This is a genomic window from Pseudoalteromonas sp. HF66, from assembly GCF_011806445.1.
Taxonomy (GTDB): Bacteria; Pseudomonadota; Gammaproteobacteria; order Enterobacterales; family Alteromonadaceae; genus Pseudoalteromonas; species Pseudoalteromonas apostichopi.
Genome location: NZ_JAATOU010000011.1, coordinates 128,165 through 149,637, shown reverse-complemented (window position 1 = coordinate 149,637; position 21,473 = coordinate 128,165). Strand labels below are relative to the sequence as shown.

Here is a 21,473-nt window from a genome sequence, read left to right as displayed (position 1 = left end):
GTTTTGGTAATCGACCTTAGACATTTTTATAAGAGGTCAGGTGAAATAAAAGTTGCTTAGCATGTTTTAGATGGCGCAGTTTTGGTAATCGACCTTAGACATTTTTATAAGAGGTCAGGTGAAATAAAAGTTGCTTAGCATGTTTTAGATGGCGCTGTTTTGGTAATCGACCTTTTAAGTTTTTATAAGAGGTCAAGATAAGTCAAACTGCTTCAGCGACCTCATTCTCTTACTTTTTTCCTTTATAGCCAACGACGAACAGATTTTATGTATTGCTGGTAAGCTAATCCAAACTTCTCTGCCATAAACGTTTCTTCTGGCATAATTTGAAATCGATTCATATAGAGAATAAATACCGGCAGCATTAAAAAACTCGCAATATTGCCAAGATAAATTCCCCAACCAACTAGCATTAATAACATACCAACATACATTGGGTTACGGCTAAACTGATAAACACCACTTGTAACAAGACTCGCTGACTGTTCTGGAATTCGAGGATCAACGGTCGTGCCTTGCATGCGAAATTGATAAACACCTAATAAAGCAAACACCACACCTAAAAATGCAATGAGTAGTGCTACAAAAGATGATGCGAAAAACGAGAAGCTAAAACCCATAAACAAGTCTGCTATGCCCCACATCATCAACGCAATGATCAGCAGCAGCGCGACAGGAGGAATTTTTAATTCTAACTGATTCACACTAGCTCCCCTACTTTCAATGCCTTACCACGACTAATTTGATGACACTGGGCTAAGAATAACTCGGCCGTTGCCATGGCATCAGTGAGGGCGTGGTGCGAACTATAATGCGGTAAGCTGTATCGCTTGCGGCATTCACTAAGAGTTAAATCATCGTGGCCTATTTCGTGCCCTTGCTGGTGCAGGCGTTTTTTTTCTATAACAAAGGTATCAAGAATTAAACGCGCTTTAGCATCTAAGCCAAGCGTTCTGCATGCCTGTTTTAAAAATCCCCAGTCTAGCGCCGCGTTATGAAACACTAAAATACACTCATCAAAATGCTCATGCAGCTTGCCAAGGATCATTGCTAAGCTTTCGCCTGTATCTATGTCTTGTTTTGCAATACCGTGATAAATCGGGCTTTGCTCTAAACTTTGCACATCTTTATTTATTAAATGCTTTGCGCCGCTGAGCTTAATGCACTGATCTTCTATCATCACCCACGCCACCGAGACAATTTCGTGCTGGCGAGGGTCAAGGCCTGTTAATTCCATGTCTATCACTACATAGCGCTCTTTATAAGCATCGGCTGCCAAAAGTTGCTTGCGCGCTAAATACCGACTTAACCAGCGTTTAACCATAACGCCTCCTATAAACTACCGCGAGCAAACTTAAATGCGGCGGCTTGCTGCGCCTGTTTAACCAAATAAAATGCTTCTTTTAATTGATGTCGTTCCAATGAATTCAAAGCATTTGGGTTAATGCAGTTGCTAGGCAACCCCTCTTCGTTAATTTGTGTACCTAAACGCAACTGAGTTAAAAAGCGCCAACAATCTTTTAAGTTATAAAGGTCATCTTTATTAAGTAGTGAAAACTTCATTAATGCATCAATACGCTCTTGGGTATTAGCGCGCTGAATACCTGCTTTGAGAGAATATAAACGTACTATGTCGTTGATTATCACCACACCGCGTTTTTTTAAGTCGAGATACTTATGCTGCTTTTCGTCTTTCTCTAATTTAAATTGATTAAACAAACCAATAGGCACAGGGGTATTTTTAATGTCGCTCGCCATGGCCGCATAGAATAAGTCATTTTTAGAAATGCGCTTTAACTGCTCACAAAAGCGCTCATACAAAGTAGTTGAGCCTTCAATAAAACGTAAGTCAAAAAATATCTTACAATTAAGCATCGCCTCTGGAGTCGGTGAGGTGATCCACTTATAAAATTTATTGCTCCACGCGCTTATTCCCATTCGACACTCAGAGTTGCTCGCCATAATATTGCCAGGACAACGCTTTATACCGCACTCGATTAAATGCTCACAAACATATTCGCCCATGCGTTTAAAGTACGCTTGTTGCTCTTCAGTTAAATCATCTGGTAGCAACAGACCATTATCTTGGTCTGAATGGAGTGTCTGCTCTTCTCGTGCTTGAGAGCCAAAACAGATAAAGCTAAAGCTGGTTGGTGCAGCACCATTATCTTCTTGAAACAAACGAATCAAGCGCGAAGTCAGCGCATCGGTTAAGCCACTTAATAACTTACCAATTAAGGAGATGTCATCAATATTGTTCGAAAAGCCTTTTAATAAACCGGGTATCTCTTGCGAATAACGTTTTAAATCAACCACGCTATGTGCTTTATAAATTCGCCCAATCAATTGCACTGGGTCGCTTTTTTGCTGCCGCAGCAAATCGGTACTGGTGAGCATACCAAGTGGTTTGTGATATTCATCAAGCACTGGTAGATGGTGAATATTGTGTTTAAGCATTAAGTGTAAAGCAGAAAACACGCGATTATTTTCAAAAATAAACTTGGGCTTACAAGTCATGATACTGCTAACAGGCTCTTGTGGGTCAACCTCATCTGCCAATACGCGGTTACGTAAGTCTCTGTCGGTGACAACCCCAACGAGGCGATCATGTTCAGTTAACATAATCGACGAAACCCCCTGTTGTTTCATTTTTTTAGCAGTTTGACGGATACTTGCATCTGGCGCCAAGGTAACGGCCTTACGATTCATCAATTCGCAGATTTTTTTCTCGGACCAACTTTCGTTTTGACTCTTATAATGGGACGACAATAAACGGTTTTTATGGGCGCGAACAAAGTACTGCTCAAATACCTTGTACTCACGGCGTAAATAATCAAATGCCGCTTGGTTTAACATGTAAACAATGCCTTCCTTTTGCACTGAAATGCTATTTTGAATCGCTTCGCCAGTTAACAGTGAAGGAAAACCAAAGTAATCGCCACTCGATAACTTAGTGATCACATCTCCTTTTGGGTCAACTAAATCGTAATCGCCAGAACGAATTAAAAATAATCTTAAGTTATCTGAACTTAACCACTGGTTTTGATTTTCTCGGGTCAGATAAATAATATCGAGATGGTTAACAAAGTACTCGCATGCAGCGCTATCAAGCTGATTAAATGGCGTTTGTTGCATCACAAATTGGGCGACTTCCTGTTGCTCGGTATTCATGGTCATTCTCGCTATAGAATAGAGACAATATCTACACTACCCCTGTTTGAAATAAATAAAAAGCCCGACTTAAGTCGGGCTTTTGAACTTCAAGAGTGTGTTCTCATAAAATGGTTTTATTAGTGCGCGTGTGCTGCGCTCGAACCTTTAGGGTTACGGATACCTTCAACCATTTCTTGGATTTCAACCGGTGTTTCAGCTGTTAGTTTAAGTACGATACCTGCAACTACAAAGTTAACAATCATACCAACTAGACCGATACCCTCAGGTGAGATACCAAATAACCAGTGTGCCGGTGCATTCAATTCAGGGCTTACGAACTTGAAGTAGATAATATAAGCCGCTGTGAATGTAATACCTGTCACCATACCCGCAATCGCACCTTCTTTATTCATCTTCTTAGAGAAGATACCCATAATGATTGCAGGGAAGAAGCTCGCCGCTGCTAAGCCGAAGGCAAAGGCAACAACCGAGGCCACGAACCCTGGCGGATTAATACCAAAGTAAGCTGAAATTACAATCGCTATCATCGCTGCTAAGCGCGCAGCAAGTAGCTCTTGTTTGTCGCTAATATCTGGTTTTAAAGTACGTTTTAATAAATCATGCGATACCGAGGTTGAGATTACTAATAGTAAGCCTGCTGTTGTTGATAGCGCTGCTGCGATACCACCTGCTGCTACTAATGCAATCACCCATGCTGGTAAGTCTGCAATCTCAGGGTTTGCAAGTACCATGATGTCGCGGTCAACTTTAACTTCGTTTGCGCTGTTTGGATCATCAATCTTACCTGCTGAGTAGAACATTTTGCCGTCACCATTTTTATCGTTAAAGGTGATTAAGCCTGTTCTTTCCCAATTTTTAACCCAAGCTGGTGCTTCAGCGTACTCTGTACCGCTACCGTCTTTACCGTTAATTGTATCAATCATGTTTACACGAGCGAATGACGCTACAGCAGGTGCTGTTGTATAAACAATTGCAATGAAAACAAGTGTCCAAGCAGCTGATATACGCGTGTCTTTAACACGAGGAACAGTGAAGAAACGAACGATTACATGCGGTAAACCTGCAGTACCAACCATTAACGCGCCAGTGATTGCGAATACATCAATCATGCTCTTCGAGCCTTCAGTGTATTGCGCAAAGCCAAGCTCGGTACTGAGTCCATCTAGTTTATCGAGTACAAACTGTCCTGAGCCATCGCTAAGCGTTGCACCAAAACCTGTTTGTGGGAAGAAGTGACCTGTCATCATCATTGAAATGAAGATTGCTGGAACAAGATAAGCAAATACTAATACACAGTACTGAGCTACTTGCGTGTAAGTAATTCCCTTCATACCGCCTAATACAGCGTAGAAGAATACAATCACCATACCAATGTAAACACCGGTCTCAATATCTACTTCTAAGAAGCGAGAGAAAACCACACCTACACCACGCATTTGACCTGCGATGTATGTGAAACAAATAAAGATGGCACATAAAATTGCAACAACACGTGCAGCTTGTGAGTAGTAACGGTCACCAATGAAATCTGGTACCGTGAACTTACCAAACTTACGTAGGTAAGGAGCTAAACAAAGTGCAAGTAGTACATAACCACCTGTCCAACCCATTAGATATACACCACCGTCATAACCCGCAAACGAGATAATACCCGCCATTGAGATAAACGATGCCGCACTCATCCAGTCAGCAGCGGTTGCCATACCATTTGCCAGCGGCGGTACACCCCCCCCTGCAACATAGAATTCATTTGTTGACCCAGCACGAGCCCAGATTGCGATGCCGATATAAAGCGCGAAGCTTAAACCGACGATAATAAACGTGAGTGTTTGAACATCCATTGCTTAGCTCCTATTCGTCTACGCCGTATTTTTTATCTAACGTATTCATTTTGAAAACGTAAACAAAAATCAAAGCAACAAAGGTGTAAATAGCGCCTTGCTGGGAGAACCAGAAGCCGAGTTTAAACCCAAAGAAACGTACCTCGTTAAGTACGTCTACCAGTAAAATGCCGAAGCCAAATGACACGACAAACCAAATTGCTAATAATTTAAATAGCAGTGCGAGGTTTTCCGCCCAATAAGCTTTTGCTTGTTCTTCATCTTTAAAAGCCATTTTTTATCCCCTTATGCATTACAAAAAAGTAATGAGTGGTATTAGTTGTCATTAACTAAGTTAGCAAGGGTTCTGATTTATGGAATTGAGACCATAGTCGTAACAGCTAGTTTACGTTTACGTAAACTGCAGAACGCCATTTGTTAACAAACAGTAAAAAACAATATTTAACAACGACTTAACCTACAAAGATAAATTTACGAAATAGCGAAAATAGTAAAAACGAATGATCTGCGACATTAGTCTAATAACAACACAAAAAACAACACTATTTATTAAATATCAATAACTTGTATTTTATTAATAATTATTGCAAAAAATCTTGCCATCGAAATCGCTCATAATTCTGGTAAGGTAGTGTTATTACAATAATTACTGAATTTAAACATGACAGCTGCGCTTTTATTTGTTGCACTCGCCTATATTGGCGTGTTGTTTTGGTTGGCAAATTGGGGAGACAAAACCACTCCTCTTGCAAAAAGAATTAGTCACCACCCATTTGTTTATTCTTTTTCATTAGGAATTTACTGTACATCTTGGACTTATTACGGTTCGGTCGGAACAGCAGCCACCAGCAGTTGGAATTACTTACCTATATTAATTGGCCCTGCGCTGTTATTTTTCTTCGGCCAAGGATTTTTACGCAAATTAGTACTAGTAAGTAAAAAGCAAAATATCACCACCATCGCCGACTTTATTTCAGCTCGCTATGGTAAGCGGCAAACCACCGCCATTATGGTGACGATTATCGCTTTATTAGCGACGATTCCGTATATCGCACTCCAATTAAAAGCACTTAGCAGCAGCTTCTTGCTGTTACAAAACGACAATCGTATCTCCGGCTCTATGCTGGCACTTTCAGCAACACTCATCATGGCAATGTTTGCGATATTCTTTGGTACTCGTAAGGTGGATGTAACCGAATATCGCTCAGGGCTGATGCTTGCTGTTGCCTTTGAATCTATGATTAAACTGCTGGCTTTAGTGGCCGTTGCTGGGCTTGCCTTATACACATTATTTAATTTAAGTACGGTGCAAACCGAGCAGCTAACGGGCTCTATTTGGCAGCACTGGCAGAACTTCGACTTTTTTAGTTTTAACTTTATTGGCCAATCACTAATGGCGGCAGCAGCGATTATCTGTTTACCAAGGCAATTCCACGTTACGGTGGTCGATAACCAAGATAAACGCCACCTTTATACTGCCCGCTGGGCATTCCCACTTTATTTGTTGCTTACAGCAGCAATGATTTTTCCTATTGCCACTGCAGCTATACACCCAGGCATTGGCAGTGGTTTTTCACCTGATAGCTTTGTGTTAGCACTGCCGCTAATGCACGAGAACGCCTTTTTAACGACCTTTGTATTTATTGGTGGTCTATCAGCGGCGACGGCGATGATTGTAGTAGCCACACTCACACTCAGCACCATGATCTCAAATGATGTGGTGCTGCCGTTAATGCTGCGTCGTAAGTTTAAACGTAACCTCATCACCAGCAGCTATAAGTCACAAATTCTCTTAGTAAGACGCTTCACAATTGCTGGTATTTTGATTTTGTCGTATTTCTACCAGCAATGGTTTGGCCATGGTAAAGCACTCGCTAGTATGGGTTTAGTCGCCTTTTCTTTGGTATCACAATTACTCCCAGCCATTGTTGGTGGCTTATATTGGCGAAAAGGTCATGCTTATGGAGTTTATGCCGGATTATTAGCAGGCTTCATTTGTTGGGTCTTGTTCTTAATGCTGCCTATTTTAGATGCGGGTAATAGCCTAAACGCAGAGCTGCAACAAACACTTATTACTCGTGGCACCCTAATCGCTTTATTTGCAAATATAGGTTGTTACATTAGTTTTTCGCTCGGAGCGGATGAACGTTTAATTGATAAAATTCAAGCAGCTGCTTTTGTTAATCCTAAAGAGCAAGCAGTATTCGCAAGACGCTTAAATAAAAACGTTAAAGCCACTGTTTATGACTTTAAAGTGCTGCTACAAACCTTCTTAGGTGTGCAGCGCTCACAACAAGTATTGGCTCACTTTGCGTTATCCAATAACTTAGATGATAACAACGCACACCCAGAGCCTGAGTTTATCGCTTATTGTGAACGTGCCTTAACCGGTGTGCTTGGTGCATCTTCAGCACAAGCGCTGATCCACACGGTTGCTTCTGGTAAACGCATGGCCTTTGAAGAAGTCGTTAACTTTTTTGATGAAACCACGCAAGCTCTGCAATTTAACCAAAACTTACTATTTACCTCTCTTGAAAACCTCAGTCATGGTATTTCGGTTGTTGATAAAGAACTGAATTTGGTGGCATGGAATAAACGCTACGCAGAGATGTTTGCCTACCCAGATGACTTTCTCGAAGTCGGCCAACCTATTGAAGACGTGCTCAGATACAATGCCGAGCGCGGCGAATGTGGCCCAGGTGAAGTTGAGCGTCATGTAGAAAAACGTGTACAGCACCTTAAAAATGGCACGCCCCATCACTTTATTCGCCATCGCCGCAATGGCCAAGTGTTCGAAATGATAGGTAACCCACTGCCAGATGGCGGCTTTGTAACAAGTTTCTCTGATATCACCACGCATATCGAAACACAAAATGCACTTGAAGAAGTAAACATGGATCTTGAAAACCGCATTGAAGCGCGTACTCAAGAAATTCGTACTATCAATAAAGATTTACAAGCACAAATCGATAGCCGGGTACAAACTGAGCAAGCACTTACTTTAGCTAAAAAAGAGGCAGAGCAAGCCAATGATAGTAAAACGCGCTTTCTGGCCTTAGCTAGCCACGATATTTTACAACCGCTGAATGCGGCGCGCCTGTACCTTGCCGCTATAGATGATAAAACCCTTTCGAGTAACAACCTAAACAACTTTGAAAAGCTTGGTGCTAGTTTAGATTCGACGGTGCATTTAATGTCGGCACTTTTAGAAATCGCTAAGCTAGAGCAAGGGGCAATGACCCCTACCCCGCGTCACTTTAGTATTGATGACATACTTGCCCCGCTGAAAAATGAATACGCTATTATGTCGAGCGAAAAAGGTTTAAAACTGACAATACGTTCACAGGGGATTATCGTTCACAGTGATATCACTTACCTACGCCGAATTATTCAAAACTTGGTTTCAAATGCAGTTAAATACACCGAGAGTGGTCGAGTTTTAATTGCTTGTCGCAAACGTAAACATCATTTACGCATTGAAGTATGGGATACAGGTCCTGGTATTAGTGAGGTAGAGCAAGCAAAAATCTTCAATGACTTTTATCGTATTGAAGCCGGTGATAACAAAGGAGTTGGTCTTGGCTTAGGGGTAGTAAAACGAATGGCTGACTTACTCTCTTTACGTTTAGATGTAAGCTCAACACCAGGAAAAGGTAGCCGCTTTAGTATTGAAGTGCCTTATGGTGAAAGCCAATTTATCCAACAAAAAGATACTCCTAAGAAAGGTGTTGAGAATCGCAGCGCAATGAACATTATTGCGGTTGATGATGACCCGGAAAACCTTAATGCTATGGCAAGCCTATTACAAAAATGGCAGGCAAATTATCAACTATTTGATCAAGTTGAGACCGTGATGGCCTATGCCAAAGAGCACCGTGCGCCAGATGTGATTTTAATGGATTATCAGCTTGGCCATGATTGCGATGGTATTACGCTTATTAAAACTCTAAGAGAAATCTGGCAAAGCCCAGTACCGGCAATTTTAATCACAGCAGTACGTGATGAAGCGCTAAAGCAGCAAACCAAAAAAGAGCAAATTCATTACCTTAGTAAGCCTGTTAAGCCCGCTAAACTAAAGGCACTGCTTAACCACAGTGCTTAACCAAAGTTTTTAACAACATCGATTTAAGGCAAAGCTGAGGGCTTTGCCTTAAATTTTTGGAACAACCAACTAAGTGCAACTAGCGATAAGCCTAAACCGATAAACGAAATAGCACGCAGTAACCCGGTTAAGTTTGCCATATCAACCAAGAACACTTTTAATACCACCAGCGCCAATATCCCTAGGCCGAACTTTTGTAATACCGTAATGGTTTTTAACTGCCCTACCACGACTACCAAAGCACCGATGATAAGCCAAGCTAAAGAATAACTGTAAAGCTCTGCATCTGAGGTCGGCAAAGCAAGATTTATAAATTCTCCTTGCCAGTTGTGGCGAATTTCCGCATTGATGTATAACACACTCAACACACCTGAAAATACTGTAAACAGCTTATGCAAATAGCGCTGAGATTTTGTCAGTTGGCTTGCCCAAATTGCAATACTAGCAGGAACTAACCAGAGTAAGAGTAACCAGTTAACAATCGGCCAACTGCCTATATTTATCGGCTCAAAAAACGGATTTACAGCGGTAAAGCTTTTCAGTACGAGCAAGCCACTCAATGTTAATAAAGCAAAACCTGCAACTTCATAAAGTTTACCTAATTGCTCAGTAAATCGTGAACGCATTAGGTAGACACATCCCAATATTCCCCAGTTACAAGTCAGCAAAATATATTCATACACAGACAAATCCGCAAAGTCAGGATAGTGCCCTACCAACTGATAGCTCGTCTCTGTGGTAATAAATAAAGCGATACAATGAAGCATGGCACCTTCTAGCCAAACGCGAACAGTTTGCTGCTGCCAGTGCCTTGCTGCCATGTAAAATAAGCCTGCACATACAGGGTACACAACTAAACTCCAATGCATCCCGAGCAACAGCGCATCACTGTAGTCAGCTGACCAAGGAGCAAAGCTTAACCTAACAAGTAAAGCGCCAACTAAGCCTTTAAGGGGCCAAGTAGGAATACTGAGTTTATGTTTATTGACATAAAAACTGACTAACAACACTTGCGCAGCAAGCGCTAAGGTTAAGCTGCTACCCTCTAATAGCATGGTTAACGCTAAACTAATGTTGGCATTACCACCAAGCCAGTAACTAAATACCTGCATTGGATTTGTACTATTGATTGATAACTTAAATAGCCAAGCAGATAGTGCCAATAATACAAAGCACCAAACCGGATACGCCGTCATCAAGGCATGATCGGGAGTAATGACATATAAGCAACTAATAATCACAAAACTTGAAAGTGAAGCGAGTAAAGCAAAACCTAAGCGTTTAGGGTATTTTCGACCAAACAAAAACCCATAACCAGCAAACAAAGCAATAAAAAATAGCCCTGCTCCATAATTTTGTCTAAAAACAAAAAGCTGCTCAGAATAATCTACTGCATTGTATTGCCCTGTAAGCAAGCACACCACACTCACTACAGCTATTATCAGCCAGTGATCCCATACACTGTTTTTTAATACCAAAAACAACAGTAAAGCCACTAACGACAACATACTAAGCTGCCAGGTTAGTAGCTGGTTACTGCTTATGAGTAAAAGATAAAGTGGCATGACAACAGCTAACAACAGAGGGTTGTCAGGCAGTTGTTTCAATAGCGTTTTAAAGCGATGTGGGCGGTATTCTATTTGTTTAATAGTCAGTCCGAGGCGCGGAATTGCAATCAACAATACGATGCTAAATAGAGCATAAAGATTAATAAACCAGTGCAGGTTTTTCGCTGCACTCATTGCAACCAAGCAATACCAGCCTAAATGCCCCGCCCATAACAGATACCACAACCAATGCCGTTTTACGTAATGTGCGACTAGCGAAGCTGATACACTGACAAAAGCAACATAAGTAAGGAGTGCAACAAAGTCATTACTCCCAGTATCTACCCATACAGGCACACTGTAAGCGCCAATAATACCAATTACAGCCAGCACGGGGCCAAAACGTAATGCCATCCAGCTTGCAGCCAAAGAGACCAAGGTTAAAATGCTAAATGCTGGTAAGGCTTGTAGTAAGCCATAATGGCTGTAGGCTAGTAAGGTCAATGCAAAACAACTAATAAAGCCGCCACTTGCCAGCGCCGCGGGAATATAGTTGCTAAACCCATCAAAGATAATACCTTTACGATGTAAAACCTCAGCCGCGACAATTAAGCTCAAACCAAAAATAGCGCCAAGTATGAGTCGCATGGTTTCGGATAATAAACCGGCTTCAAGTGAATAGCGGGCCAAAAAGATACCACCAAAGGCAAGAGCAACCGCTCCTACCCAAGTTAGCCAATTGGCTTTAATTTGTGTAACGAGTTGGCTAACTAGCGGATTAAAAGTTGCAGGCTTGGGTTTCGTTTGCTGTGGCTTTTTAGCCATTGCCTCACTTGGCTTATTAATGGCTTCAGGCTTTGGTTCTAGTTTTGAAGTGTCGGTCAGATCTTCGTTTAAACTATCAAACGAATTTACAGTATTTGCTTGTGAATTATGAATATATGGCGCGTTAAGTTTTATTCGAAGAGCAGCCACTTCTCGCTTCAAACTAGACAGTTGAAAAAAGGCAATAATGCCAGCAATTGAGCCACCTACAACAACTAATGCTAGTAATATTAGTAACGCAATACCGTCGTCCATACTCACTCCATGTGTACGCTTTAAACAAAAAAGCAAAAACCTTAATTGTTTATATAATAAACACTTAGCAAGAGTAAAGAAACAACGATATTGCGTTCAAGCCGGTTAAGACTGTTCAGTCACCGTACGCTCTAAGGTCATTTTATAACCTGAATAAGTAGTTTCATCGTGTTCAATCACCAAGATATAGTTACCTTCTTCAGTAAAATCCATATCGCTCTGTTGTAATAGCACAATCTGTTGGCCGTTATCTTCAAACACCACATAGGTTGTATAAACTTCGTTATCAACCACCTGCTCTTTTTGGTCGTATTGATCTAAACCTTCAACGACATTACTAGTATCATCAACGGTTTCACCATTGAGAGTGAAATACACATCGACTTCATCAATCTGTTGCCCTACATAGTTATCAATTAAATTAACCACAGTAACTGTGTGGCTATAGCTGCTAGGTGTTAGGTTTTCTTCAATGGTCATCATACGAGGGCCGTAATCTTTGTCATTGTAGAATAGACCAACCGCACTTTGCTCACGCTCTAATGTCATTAAGAAGTTATCAACAATCTTGTCGCCAGCCTCATCTAACATGGCTACGCTATAACTATTTGGTGACATACTCATGTATTCAGAGTAATTATCGTTGCTTACAACTTCGGTATTGGTAGACGTTGTTCCTCTTGTTACTTTAAATTGGGTTTGTGTGTAATCATCAATAGTATTAATAAATCGCAACTGGCCTTGTGCGTCTTGGTGGTTTAGTTGAGTCACCGAGCTACTTGCCGTCACTACATCAAGGGTAATGCCGTCTTCTTCTGTTGCATAACTTGGGCGGATCATCGCCATGTAAGTTGCTTCATCATTAAAGTACAATTTTGGTGATTCAAAAATCACATCAGTGCTACCACTGGCAGTGACATAAATAGTGTAATAACCTTCCTCAAGCGTAGATAGTTCTGGCTCTACCAGGTACTGCGAAGTCATCAGTAACTCTGCGGTATCAAATAAACCGTCATCAGTGGCAATGTAAACATCGTAAATCTTGTCTTCGCCGACGATATTAAAAAAGCCAACATTAAACTCATCCTCTTCGCTTGAAGATGGCACACTGAGCTCAGTAAACGTTGGCTCAGCAAAATCACCATTCATTACTAGCAACTGGGTTTGATCGTCTTTAATTTTAATGGCTTCTTCATCAATAGTGATATAGCTATCGTTGACATCAACATACTTAAAACTTAGCTCATACTCACCCGAGCTGTAATTATGGCGGGTTGATACATCACCAAAATCTGCGCCCGAACGTTCAGTGTCATCAACAAATAAACGTGTATAGGGGCTATTATAAGAGCCATTGTACAGTTGAACATAGCCGCTGTTGCTATTGCTGCTGTCGTCACTAGAACAGGCAGCCAGCACCGAAAGCAAACTTGTGACAACAATTGTTTTAAGCAGAGTACTTTTCATGGAGTTTATTCCTTATTGTTTGTAATAATCTACTTTGACTCAACTAAAGCAATAAAATTCTATATTTTACAAACGATTACCTTCACTTACAGTTACTTACGTTAAGGTTAAAAAGTGTAGAAAATGATGTAGAAAAGCACTTAATTAATCATAATTATGGACAGAAAATCACATTTATAATGAAAGAAGCCTACTTTTACACAAAAAGTAAATAATGGTTACATTTTAGGCGCCTAAGCAATCAAATAAGATAAATTATTAGATAGTTCAATTTGCGCTATGCAGCGCTAAAAAATTAGCAAATAATGGTGTTCACACAAACGGGATTAGAATGAGGACTATGAACACGATTTTAACCACACAATGCGATGATGATGTTGGTCTAATTGCCAAGATCACCGGTCTTTGTCATCAGCATAATTTAAACATTACACGTAATAACGAATTTGTAGATAAAGACGCTAAACGCTTTTTTATGCGTACAGAGTTAAGCGGCGTTATTTCAGATGATTTTTTACCAAGCCTTGCTGAGCTACTGCCTGATGGCGCAGAGCTTGCCCTGCATAGCAACGAAAAAACCAAAGTAGTATTGCTTGCCACCAAAGAAGCCCATTGTTTAGGCGGTGTATTACTTAAGCAATTCGAAAAAGCATTAAATATCGAAGTACTGGCTGTGATTGCCAACTATGCAGATTTAGCTCCGCTAGCTGCAGGCTTTGGCGTACCATTTCATGTGGTGTCGCACGAAGGTTTAAGCCGTGCAGAGCATGATCAACAAGTAGGTGATTTAATTGCCAGCTATCAGCCAGATATTATTGGTCTAGCTAAATATATGCGTATTTTAAGCCCCGAATTTGTGGCGCGCTTTGAAGGTAAAATTATTAATATCCACCATTCATTTTTACCCGCCTTTATTGGTGCAAAGCCTTACCATCAAGCATTTGAACGCGGCGTGAAAATTATCGGTGCTACCGCACACTTTGTTAATAACGAGCTTGATGAAGGACCGATTATTTTACAGGATGTGACGCATGTCAGTCATGCTGATACCGCAGAGATGATGGCAAAAATGGGTAAAGATGTAGAGAAAACGGTGTTCTGCAAAGCACTGCAACTAGCATCTGAGCATAAACTGTTTATTAATGGTAATCGAACAGTGGTGTTCGCTTAAGCTATAAAATGAAGAGGCTGTATGGCCTCTTTATTATTTTTGTTATCAGTAATTTTTATGCCGACTCAATAGGCTCTAATTGTAATTTAGAAGCAATTAATACCGCTTGAGTACGATTATACACACCTAGCTTTCTAAAAATTGCTGTAATGTGTGCTTTAACTGTTGCTTCAGAAATATGTAATTCGTAAGCAATTTGTTTGTTTAACAAGCCTTCATGTAAGTATTGTAAAACCTTATATTGTTGTGGCGTAAGTGAGGCCACTTGCGCTGCAATTTCTTTGTCTTCGCCATCAACAGCAGCCACTTTGTCTTTAAGTTCAAGTGGAAGCCAAACATCGCCTTCAAGAATGTGGTTGATTGCCAATGCAATATCATCTGATGAAGATGACTTAGGAATAAATCCCATCGCACCATACCCCATTACTTTAGAAACTACATTGATGTCTTCGCTGCCAGAAACAACAGCTATTGGTAAGCTTGGATAGTCTTCGCGAATGCGAATAAGGCCGTATAAATCGCCATTGCCTGGCATGTGAAGGTCTAGTAGTAAGATATCAAGATCTTCTTGTTCGCTTAGCACCTGCAAAGTGGTCTCAAAGTTTTCCGATTCAAACACTTCTAAATCAGCGAACTTAGCACTCAATGCCCCTTTCAGCGCTTCACGAAATAACGGATGATCGTCCGCTATTAAAAACTGACTCATGGTTCACTCCTAATAAATTCGGCTGACACCTATTTCTAAGTGACAGCCGATATACTACGTTTAGAATCAACTTCTAATCAAGTTTTTAACGCGATTTTAACGATTTAATCGGTTTTCGATTAGCTCATCAACAACACTTGGATCGGCTAGTGTAGACGTATCACCAAGCTGTTGGTGCTCGTTTGCCGCAATTTTACGTAAAATTCGACGCATGATCTTACCAGAACGTGTTTTTGGTAGACCCGGAGACCATTGGATCATATCTGGTGAAGCGATTGGGCTTAATTCTTTACGAACCCAGTTACGTACCTCTTTCGTTAGTTCATCGCTCACTACAACACCTTCATTTGGTGTGATGTAAACATAGATGCCCTGACCTTTAATATCATGCGGGTAACCGACTACTGCAGCTTCTGCTACTGCTTCGTGAGCAACCAATGCACTTTCGATTTCTGCAGTACCTAGGCGGTGACCTGATACGTTAAGTACGTCATCTACACGGCCTGTGATCCAGTAGTAGCCATCTTCATCACGACGACAACCATCACCTGTGAAGTACACGCCTGGGTATGCTGAGAAATAGGTTTGTTCAAAGCGTTCATGGTCGCCATAAACTGTACGTGCTTGTGATGGCCAGCTATCTAAAATAACAAGGTTGCCGTCAACCGCGCCTTCAAGTGTATTCCCTTCAGCATCAAATAGTGCAGGGGCAATACCAAAGAACGGACGTGTTGCTGAGCCTGGTTTCATATCTGTCGCACCTGGTAATGGTGTGATCATGATGCCACCAGTCTCTGTTTGCCACCACGTATCTACGATTGGGCAATTTTCGTTACCAATATGCTCGTAATACCACGCCCAAGCTTCTGGGTTAATTGGCTCACCCACTGACCCCATTACGCGTAAGCTTTTGCGTGTTGAGGTAGCTGTTGGTTCATCACCTTTTGCCATTAGAGCACGAATAGCCGTTGGTGCTGTATATAGGATAGTCACGTTGTGCTTATCAATCACTTCACCCATACGGCCCGCTGTTGGGTAGGTTGGTACACCTTCAAATACCACTTGCGTGCAGCCATTCACTAATGGGCCATAAGCAATGTAGCTGTGACCTGTGATCCAGCCCACATCAGCACTACACCAGAAAATATCATCTTCTTTTAGATCAAACACGTATTCATGTGTCATCGATGCATAAACGAGATAACCCCCGGTTGTATGAACTACACCTTTTGGTTGACCCGTTGAGCCTGAGGTATAAAGAATGAAAAGCGGATCTTCTGCATTCATTGGCTCTGGTTCACACTCAGCAGGTAAGTCAGCGACAAGTTCATGCCACCAAATATCATGGCTATTCCACTCAACTTCACCACCGGTTAACTGATGCACAATAACGTGCTCAACCGTGGTAACTGAATCTTGTGATACCGCTTCATCAACATTTGCCTTAAGTGGTACGCAATTGCCAGCACGACGACCTTCGTCTGAAGTAATTACCACTTTAGCGCCTGAATCATTAATTCGGTCAGCAATCGCTGATGGAGAGAAACCACCAAATACCACAGAGTGAATCGCACCAATACGTGCACAAGCTTGCATAGCGTAAATAGCCTGTGGTGTCATTGGCATGTAAATAGCGACACGGTCACCTTTTGATACGCCTAATTTTTTAAGGCCATTGGCTAGTTTAGCTACTTCGTCATGAAGCTGTTGGTAGCTAATATTTTCGTTGTGTTCAGGGTTGTCGCCTTCCCAAATGAGGGCTGTTTTATCGGCTTTAGTGGCAAGGTGGCGGTCAATACAGTTATAAGATGCGTTAAGTTGGCCGTCTTCATACCAGCGAATGCTGATGTGGCCTTTGTCGAATGAGGTGTTCTTTACTTTATTATAAGGAGTTGACCAATCAAGACGTTTACCGTGCTCTCGCCAAAATCCTTCAGGGTCATCAATAGATTGCTTGTACAGTGTATTATATTTATCGTTATCAACTAGTGCTGCATTCTTGATATGCGCTGGTACTGGATAGATACTTTCTGACATTGTTGTCGTCTCCATTTTAATTACTTGCCTACGGCCTGCTTCAAGGATCACTCAGCAAAGCCCCTGAAAGTATTAGACCTTAGTTGTATATCTTGCCATTTAACAAAAAACTTCGAAATTGCCTTCTATAATCTAGTCCAATGTTAGGTTGGATGCGATTTAACGACCCATTCCACCTTAGTCTAATAGACCAATAGATAATTGAGAGAAGTCATTTCTTAAACAACAGTGATACAACAACATTAATGCAATCAACAAGTAGCTTCGACAGGAATACACATTATGACAACAACAAAAGTAACCGCATTAAAAACACTCACAGCTTCAGCTGTTTTATGTGCACTTGCAGGTACCGCTAACGCCGCAACCATTGGCAACACTGACGTTTCTTATGGTGGCTATGTAAAACTTGATGCCATGTGGAGTGATTACTCTGCAGGCGTACCAGCTGGCGGCAGTATTGGCCGTGACTTTTACGTACCGGGTACAACACCGGTAGGCGCAGACAGCGACAGCGATGCTGTGTTTGACATGCATGCACGCCAATCTCGCTTTAACCTAGGCACAGCAACAAAGTTAGACGATGGTAAAACCATTAAAACTAAAATTGAAATCGACTTTATTGCTTCAGCGCCAGGCGGTAATGAACGTGTTAGTAACTCTTACGCGCCTCGTATTCGTCAAGCATTTGTGACTTATGATGGTTGGTTATTTGGTCAAGCTTGGTCAAACTTCCAAAACGTAGGCGCATTACCTGAAACGCTCGACTTCGTTGGTCCTGCTGAAGGTACTGTGTTCGTCCGTCAAGCACAGGCACGCTACACCACAGGTAATTGGTCATTCTCTATCGAAAACCCAGAGAGTACAGTCACTGTTGGCGGAGCACGCGTAGCTACCGATGATGCATCAATGCCAGACTTTACAGCACGTTACGCACATAAAGCTGATTGGGGTGAATTAGTATTTACCGGTCTTGCTCGCCAGTTAACTTATAAACAAAATGGTATTGATGCTGATACATCATCGTTTGGTATCAGTGCCTCAGGTAAAGTTAATTTTGGCCAAAATAACCTTAAATTTATGCTTACTCAGGGTTCAGGTTTAGGCCGCTACATTGGTCTAAATGTAGCTAATGGTGCTGTTCTTGACGGTGATGATCTAGATGCAATTGATTCAACATCAGGCTTTATTGCCTACCAACAACACTGGAACAGCCAATGGCGCTCAACTTTCCTTTACTCATTCTTCTCAGCAGATAACAACACAGATTTACTTGCTGTGACTGGCGATCCTACAGAAATGAGCCAAAGCTATAGTGCCAACCTTTTATATTCGCCTGTTAAAAAGCTTACATTTGGTGTTGAATTTAAACATGCTGAGCGTGAGTTAGAAAGCGGTGCAGACGGCGATATGGATCGTCTGCAATTCTCTGCAAAATATGTGTTTTAAGATTTAAACTCGTTTTACTTCCTGAAGCGGCTTCGGCCGCTTTTTTTATATCTCCTTTTTATATTTCTATGCCCTTTAAACTTTTTTACAAACAATTATTCACTAAAACAAAAACCCTAATTGCAAATTATTTTCATTTAGATTAAATTACGCATTAATTTCACTATTCATTGAACTAATTGGAACTTTGCATGTCATCAACAAAATTTTTGCGCTTATCTCAATTAAGCCTTGTGACCTCAGCACTTTTAAGTGGCCACGCTTTTGCAGAACAACAAAAAGAAGAACAAGCAATTGAAAAAATTGCCGTTTATGGCCAGCATCATAAAAACTACATCACTGAAGAAGCACAGTCGGCAACCAAATTAGGGCTAACAATTAAAGAAACACCGCAGTCAATCTCTGTTGTTTCACGTGCTTTAATGGATGACTTCTCACTTGATAACATCAATGCAGTGTTAGAAAGTACGCCAGGTGTGACTGTTGAGCAAATCGAAACTGACCGTACTTATTTTAAAGCCCGCGGTTTTGAGATCACCAACTTCCAAGTTAATGGCATGGGTATGCCACAAGACAACGGTTCAATCCAAGGTACTCTTGATACTTCTATTTTCGATAGTGTTGAAATTGTACGTGGTGCCAATGGTTTAATGACAGGTGCTGGTAACCCATCGGCAACTGTGAACATGGTTCTAAAGCGCCCTACTTACCAAACACAAGTCAATGCGTCTGTATCCTATGGCTCTTGGGACAACAAGCGTTTAGAGCTTGACGCTTCAACTGCTATTAACGAAAACCATGCTGTACGCGCTGTATTCACTAAGCACAAAACTGAGTCATACCTTGACCGCTACGAGCAAGATAAAACAATTTATTACCTAGCCTACGAAGGTCAGCTAACTGATAGTACAGTAGTAACTGCAAACTACGTAAATCAAAAGAAAGATGCTGACAGCCCACTTTGGGGTGCCTTACCGCTTTATTACAGCGATGGTTCTGCAACAAACTTTGATGCTTCAACCAGCACAGCATCTGACTGGTCATACTGGAATAACACGACAGAGCAGCTGTTCTTATCAATTGAGCAAGCAATCACCAATACTTGGTTCTTAAAAGCAAGCTACGCGCACTTAGAAAATGAGCAAGACTCGGAGCTTTTCTATGTTTACGGCACACCAGATAGAGAAACTGGCCTTGGCTTAACGGGTTATGCGAGTGAATATGACCACAAAGATAAGCACGACATTTTAGATATCTACGCAACAGGTAAATTTAATTTATTTGGTATGGAGCATGACCTGTCATTTGGTGTAAACCAAGCAGATATGGATTACAAAGATAAATCATTGTATGACTACACTACCGGTAATGGTTTCCCAGCAATGCCTGAACTAGGTGGCTGGGATGGTGTTGCGCCAGTTCCAACACTTACTGATGGTTTAACAGGTGCTGATATCACTAGCCGTCAACGCTCTGCATATATTTCAACGCGCATCCGTGCCACTGACGCATTTAGTGTTTTAGCTGGCGTGAGCCAGGTAAACTGGGAAACTGAGGGCGAATCGTACGGCGTCGCAAAAGATAAAGACAGTGACCAAACAGTGCCTTACTTCGGTGCTGTGTATGATATCAACGAGCGCTTTTCAACTTACGCAAGCTACACAGAAACATTTGTGCCGCAAACAGAACGTGACATTAATGGCGATTACTTAGACCCTATCACAGGAAAAAGCAGCGAAATTGGTGTAAAAGCACAGCTACTTGATGACGACTTGTTTGTAACAGTTGCTTACTTTGATGCTAAACAAGTTGGCCTTGCTGTAGCTATCCCTGATTCATTACCTGATGACACGCGCTACTATGGCGCAGATGGCATTAACAGCGATGGCATTGAAGTAGAACTTAGTGGTCAAATCAACGAAACACTAAGTGCAAGCTTCAGCTACAGCAATCTAAACATTGATGGTGATGAGTTAGTAAAAGACTACACACCTGAAAACCAGTTCAAACTTGCTGTAACTCATAAAGTGCCTGAGATTGATGGTTTAACCTTTGGCTTAAACTATCGCTGGCAAGACGATACAAAACGCGTACAAGTTCGTGATGCGGCAACAAATGCTGCACTTATCACTACTACGCAAGATGCGTATGGTCTTTTAAACCTAATGGCAACGTACGATATTAATGACAATATGAGCGTTAACTTGAACATTAATAACGTGACCAACGAAAAGTACATCCACAGTCTTTTCTGGGCGCAAGGCTATTACGGTGCACCGCGTAACTACTCAGTGTCTTTCAACTGGCAGCTATAATTTTATAAAGCGACAAGTTTTAAGCTTTAAGTACATTAAAAGCCGCATCATATGCGGCTTTTTTATTACCCCATTTTACTCTAAGAGCAAAAAACATAGCGAATAACCTTCACTTCATTGCACCTTATAAATTTTTCTGTAGTGTATTAAAAAATGAATATTTTAGTTATTTGGTACAGATTAATGGATGCTAAAAAATCGAAACGCTCTAGAAGATGTCCAGATTGTGGATGGAAGTTTCCAATAGCCAAAGCGAGTACACCAATAGACAGGGTTAATGGTAAACTATTCACTTGCCCTGATTGCCAAACAGCTCTAATATATCGAACCGACACAGAACTGATGTATCGAATCTTCACACTGATGACAATACCGGCTACCAGCTTGGCATTCATATATGACGATAATGCGCTATTTGAAACAATAGCGATTTTTTTGATAATCCCTCTGGCAACTCTTGCTGCTATTTTATGGCGTCGTAGCGAATATATTGAACGTGTAAAATAACTTAAAATTGTCACTGAATTGAAAATGCGACAAACTACTGCCTACTCCAACAGCTGCGGGTTTATCCCGCGTTATTA

14 protein-coding genes are annotated in these 21,473 nt (G+C 41.3%); 5 read left to right on the top strand and 9 right to left on the bottom strand.

Annotated features, from left to right (window positions below):
* Nucleotides 1-242: 242 nt before the first annotated feature.
* The 5 genes from HCZ11_RS12650 to HCZ11_RS12630 all read right to left on the bottom strand — a co-directional run bounded on the left by HCZ11_RS12650 (nt 243) and on the right by HCZ11_RS12630 (nt 5,289).
* The gene (locus HCZ11_RS12650; RefSeq protein ID WP_167658571.1) at nt 243-704 is read right to left on the bottom strand and encodes an isoprenylcysteine carboxylmethyltransferase family protein; all 462 of its coding nucleotides are present in this window, start codon (nt 702-704) and stop codon (nt 243-245) included.
* On the bottom strand, nt 701-1,324 hold the full coding sequence (locus tag HCZ11_RS12645; protein ID WP_130050718.1) for a 3'-5' exonuclease: 624 nt from the start codon (nt 1,322-1,324) through the stop codon (nt 701-703). Before HCZ11_RS12645 ends, HCZ11_RS12650 begins: the two co-directional genes overlap by 4 nt.
* 8 nt (nt 1,325-1,332) lie before the next feature.
* Nucleotides 1,333-3,171, bottom strand: a complete 1,839-nt coding sequence (locus tag HCZ11_RS12640) for a DUF294 nucleotidyltransferase-like domain-containing protein (RefSeq protein ID WP_167658570.1) — start codon at nt 3,169-3,171, stop codon at nt 1,333-1,335.
* Nucleotides 3,172-3,290: 119 nt separating this feature from the next.
* Nucleotides 3,291-5,015, bottom strand: coding sequence for a sodium:solute symporter family protein (locus tag HCZ11_RS12635; RefSeq protein WP_167658569.1), 1,725 nt, complete (start codon nt 5,013-5,015; stop codon nt 3,291-3,293).
* A gap of 10 nt (nt 5,016-5,025) precedes the next feature.
* Nucleotides 5,026-5,289 (bottom strand): DUF4212 domain-containing protein, encoded by a 264-nt coding sequence (locus tag HCZ11_RS12630; protein WP_130050715.1) that lies wholly within the window; start codon nt 5,287-5,289, stop codon nt 5,026-5,028.
* A gap of 387 nt (nt 5,290-5,676) precedes the next feature.
* Here HCZ11_RS12630 and HCZ11_RS12625 point away from each other — a divergent pair, with 387 nt between their 5' ends.
* A complete protein-coding gene (locus tag HCZ11_RS12625) occupies nt 5,677-9,117 on the top strand; it encodes a PAS-domain containing protein (RefSeq protein WP_167658568.1) in 3,441 nt (1,146 codons plus the stop codon).
* 23 nt (nt 9,118-9,140) lie between these two features.
* Here HCZ11_RS12625 and HCZ11_RS12620 read toward each other — a convergent pair whose 3' ends face one another.
* Both HCZ11_RS12620 and HCZ11_RS12615 read right to left on the bottom strand, forming a co-directional pair.
* The gene (locus tag HCZ11_RS12620; protein WP_167658567.1) at nt 9,141-11,744 is read right to left on the bottom strand and encodes a DUF2339 domain-containing protein; all 2,604 of its coding nucleotides are present in this window, start codon (nt 11,742-11,744) and stop codon (nt 9,141-9,143) included.
* A 105-nt stretch (nt 11,745-11,849) separates the two neighbouring features.
* Nucleotides 11,850-13,211 (bottom strand): hypothetical protein, encoded by a 1,362-nt coding sequence (locus HCZ11_RS12615; protein ID WP_167658566.1) that lies wholly within the window; start codon nt 13,209-13,211, stop codon nt 11,850-11,852.
* Nucleotides 13,212-13,551: 340 nt separating this feature from the next.
* On the opposite strand from HCZ11_RS12615, the gene purU reads away from it, so the two are divergent.
* On the top strand, nt 13,552-14,382 hold the full coding sequence (gene purU / locus HCZ11_RS12610; RefSeq protein WP_130050711.1) for a formyltetrahydrofolate deformylase: 831 nt from the start codon (nt 13,552-13,554) through the stop codon (nt 14,380-14,382).
* A gap of 55 nt (nt 14,383-14,437) precedes the next feature.
* On the opposite strand, the gene HCZ11_RS12605 is transcribed toward purU, so the two are convergent.
* Together HCZ11_RS12605 and acs are read right to left on the bottom strand one after the other, a co-directional pair.
* Nucleotides 14,438-15,088: a response regulator transcription factor gene (locus HCZ11_RS12605; RefSeq protein WP_130050710.1), complete on the bottom strand. Its 651-nt coding sequence runs from the start codon at nt 15,086-15,088 to the stop codon at nt 14,438-14,440.
* A 96-nt stretch (nt 15,089-15,184) separates the two neighbouring features.
* On the bottom strand, nt 15,185-17,125 hold the full coding sequence (acs, locus tag HCZ11_RS12600) for an acetate--CoA ligase (RefSeq protein WP_130050709.1): 1,941 nt from the start codon (nt 17,123-17,125) through the stop codon (nt 15,185-15,187).
* A 282-nt stretch (nt 17,126-17,407) separates the two neighbouring features.
* Here acs and HCZ11_RS12595 point away from each other — a divergent pair, with 282 nt between their 5' ends.
* The 3 genes from HCZ11_RS12595 (at nt 17,408) to HCZ11_RS12585 (ending at nt 21,396) form a co-directional block, all read left to right on the top strand.
* A complete protein-coding gene (locus tag HCZ11_RS12595; RefSeq protein WP_130050708.1) occupies nt 17,408-18,574 on the top strand; it encodes a DcaP family trimeric outer membrane transporter in 1,167 nt (388 codons plus the stop codon).
* Between the two features lie 191 nt (nt 18,575-18,765).
* The gene (locus tag HCZ11_RS12590) at nt 18,766-20,889 is read left to right on the top strand and encodes a TonB-dependent siderophore receptor (protein ID WP_130050707.1); all 2,124 of its coding nucleotides are present in this window, start codon (nt 18,766-18,768) and stop codon (nt 20,887-20,889) included.
* Nucleotides 20,890-21,042: 153 nt separating this feature from the next.
* Nucleotides 21,043-21,396, top strand: a complete 354-nt coding sequence (locus HCZ11_RS12585) for a hypothetical protein (RefSeq protein ID WP_167658565.1) — start codon at nt 21,043-21,045, stop codon at nt 21,394-21,396.
* Nucleotides 21,397-21,473: the final 77 nt, after the last annotated feature.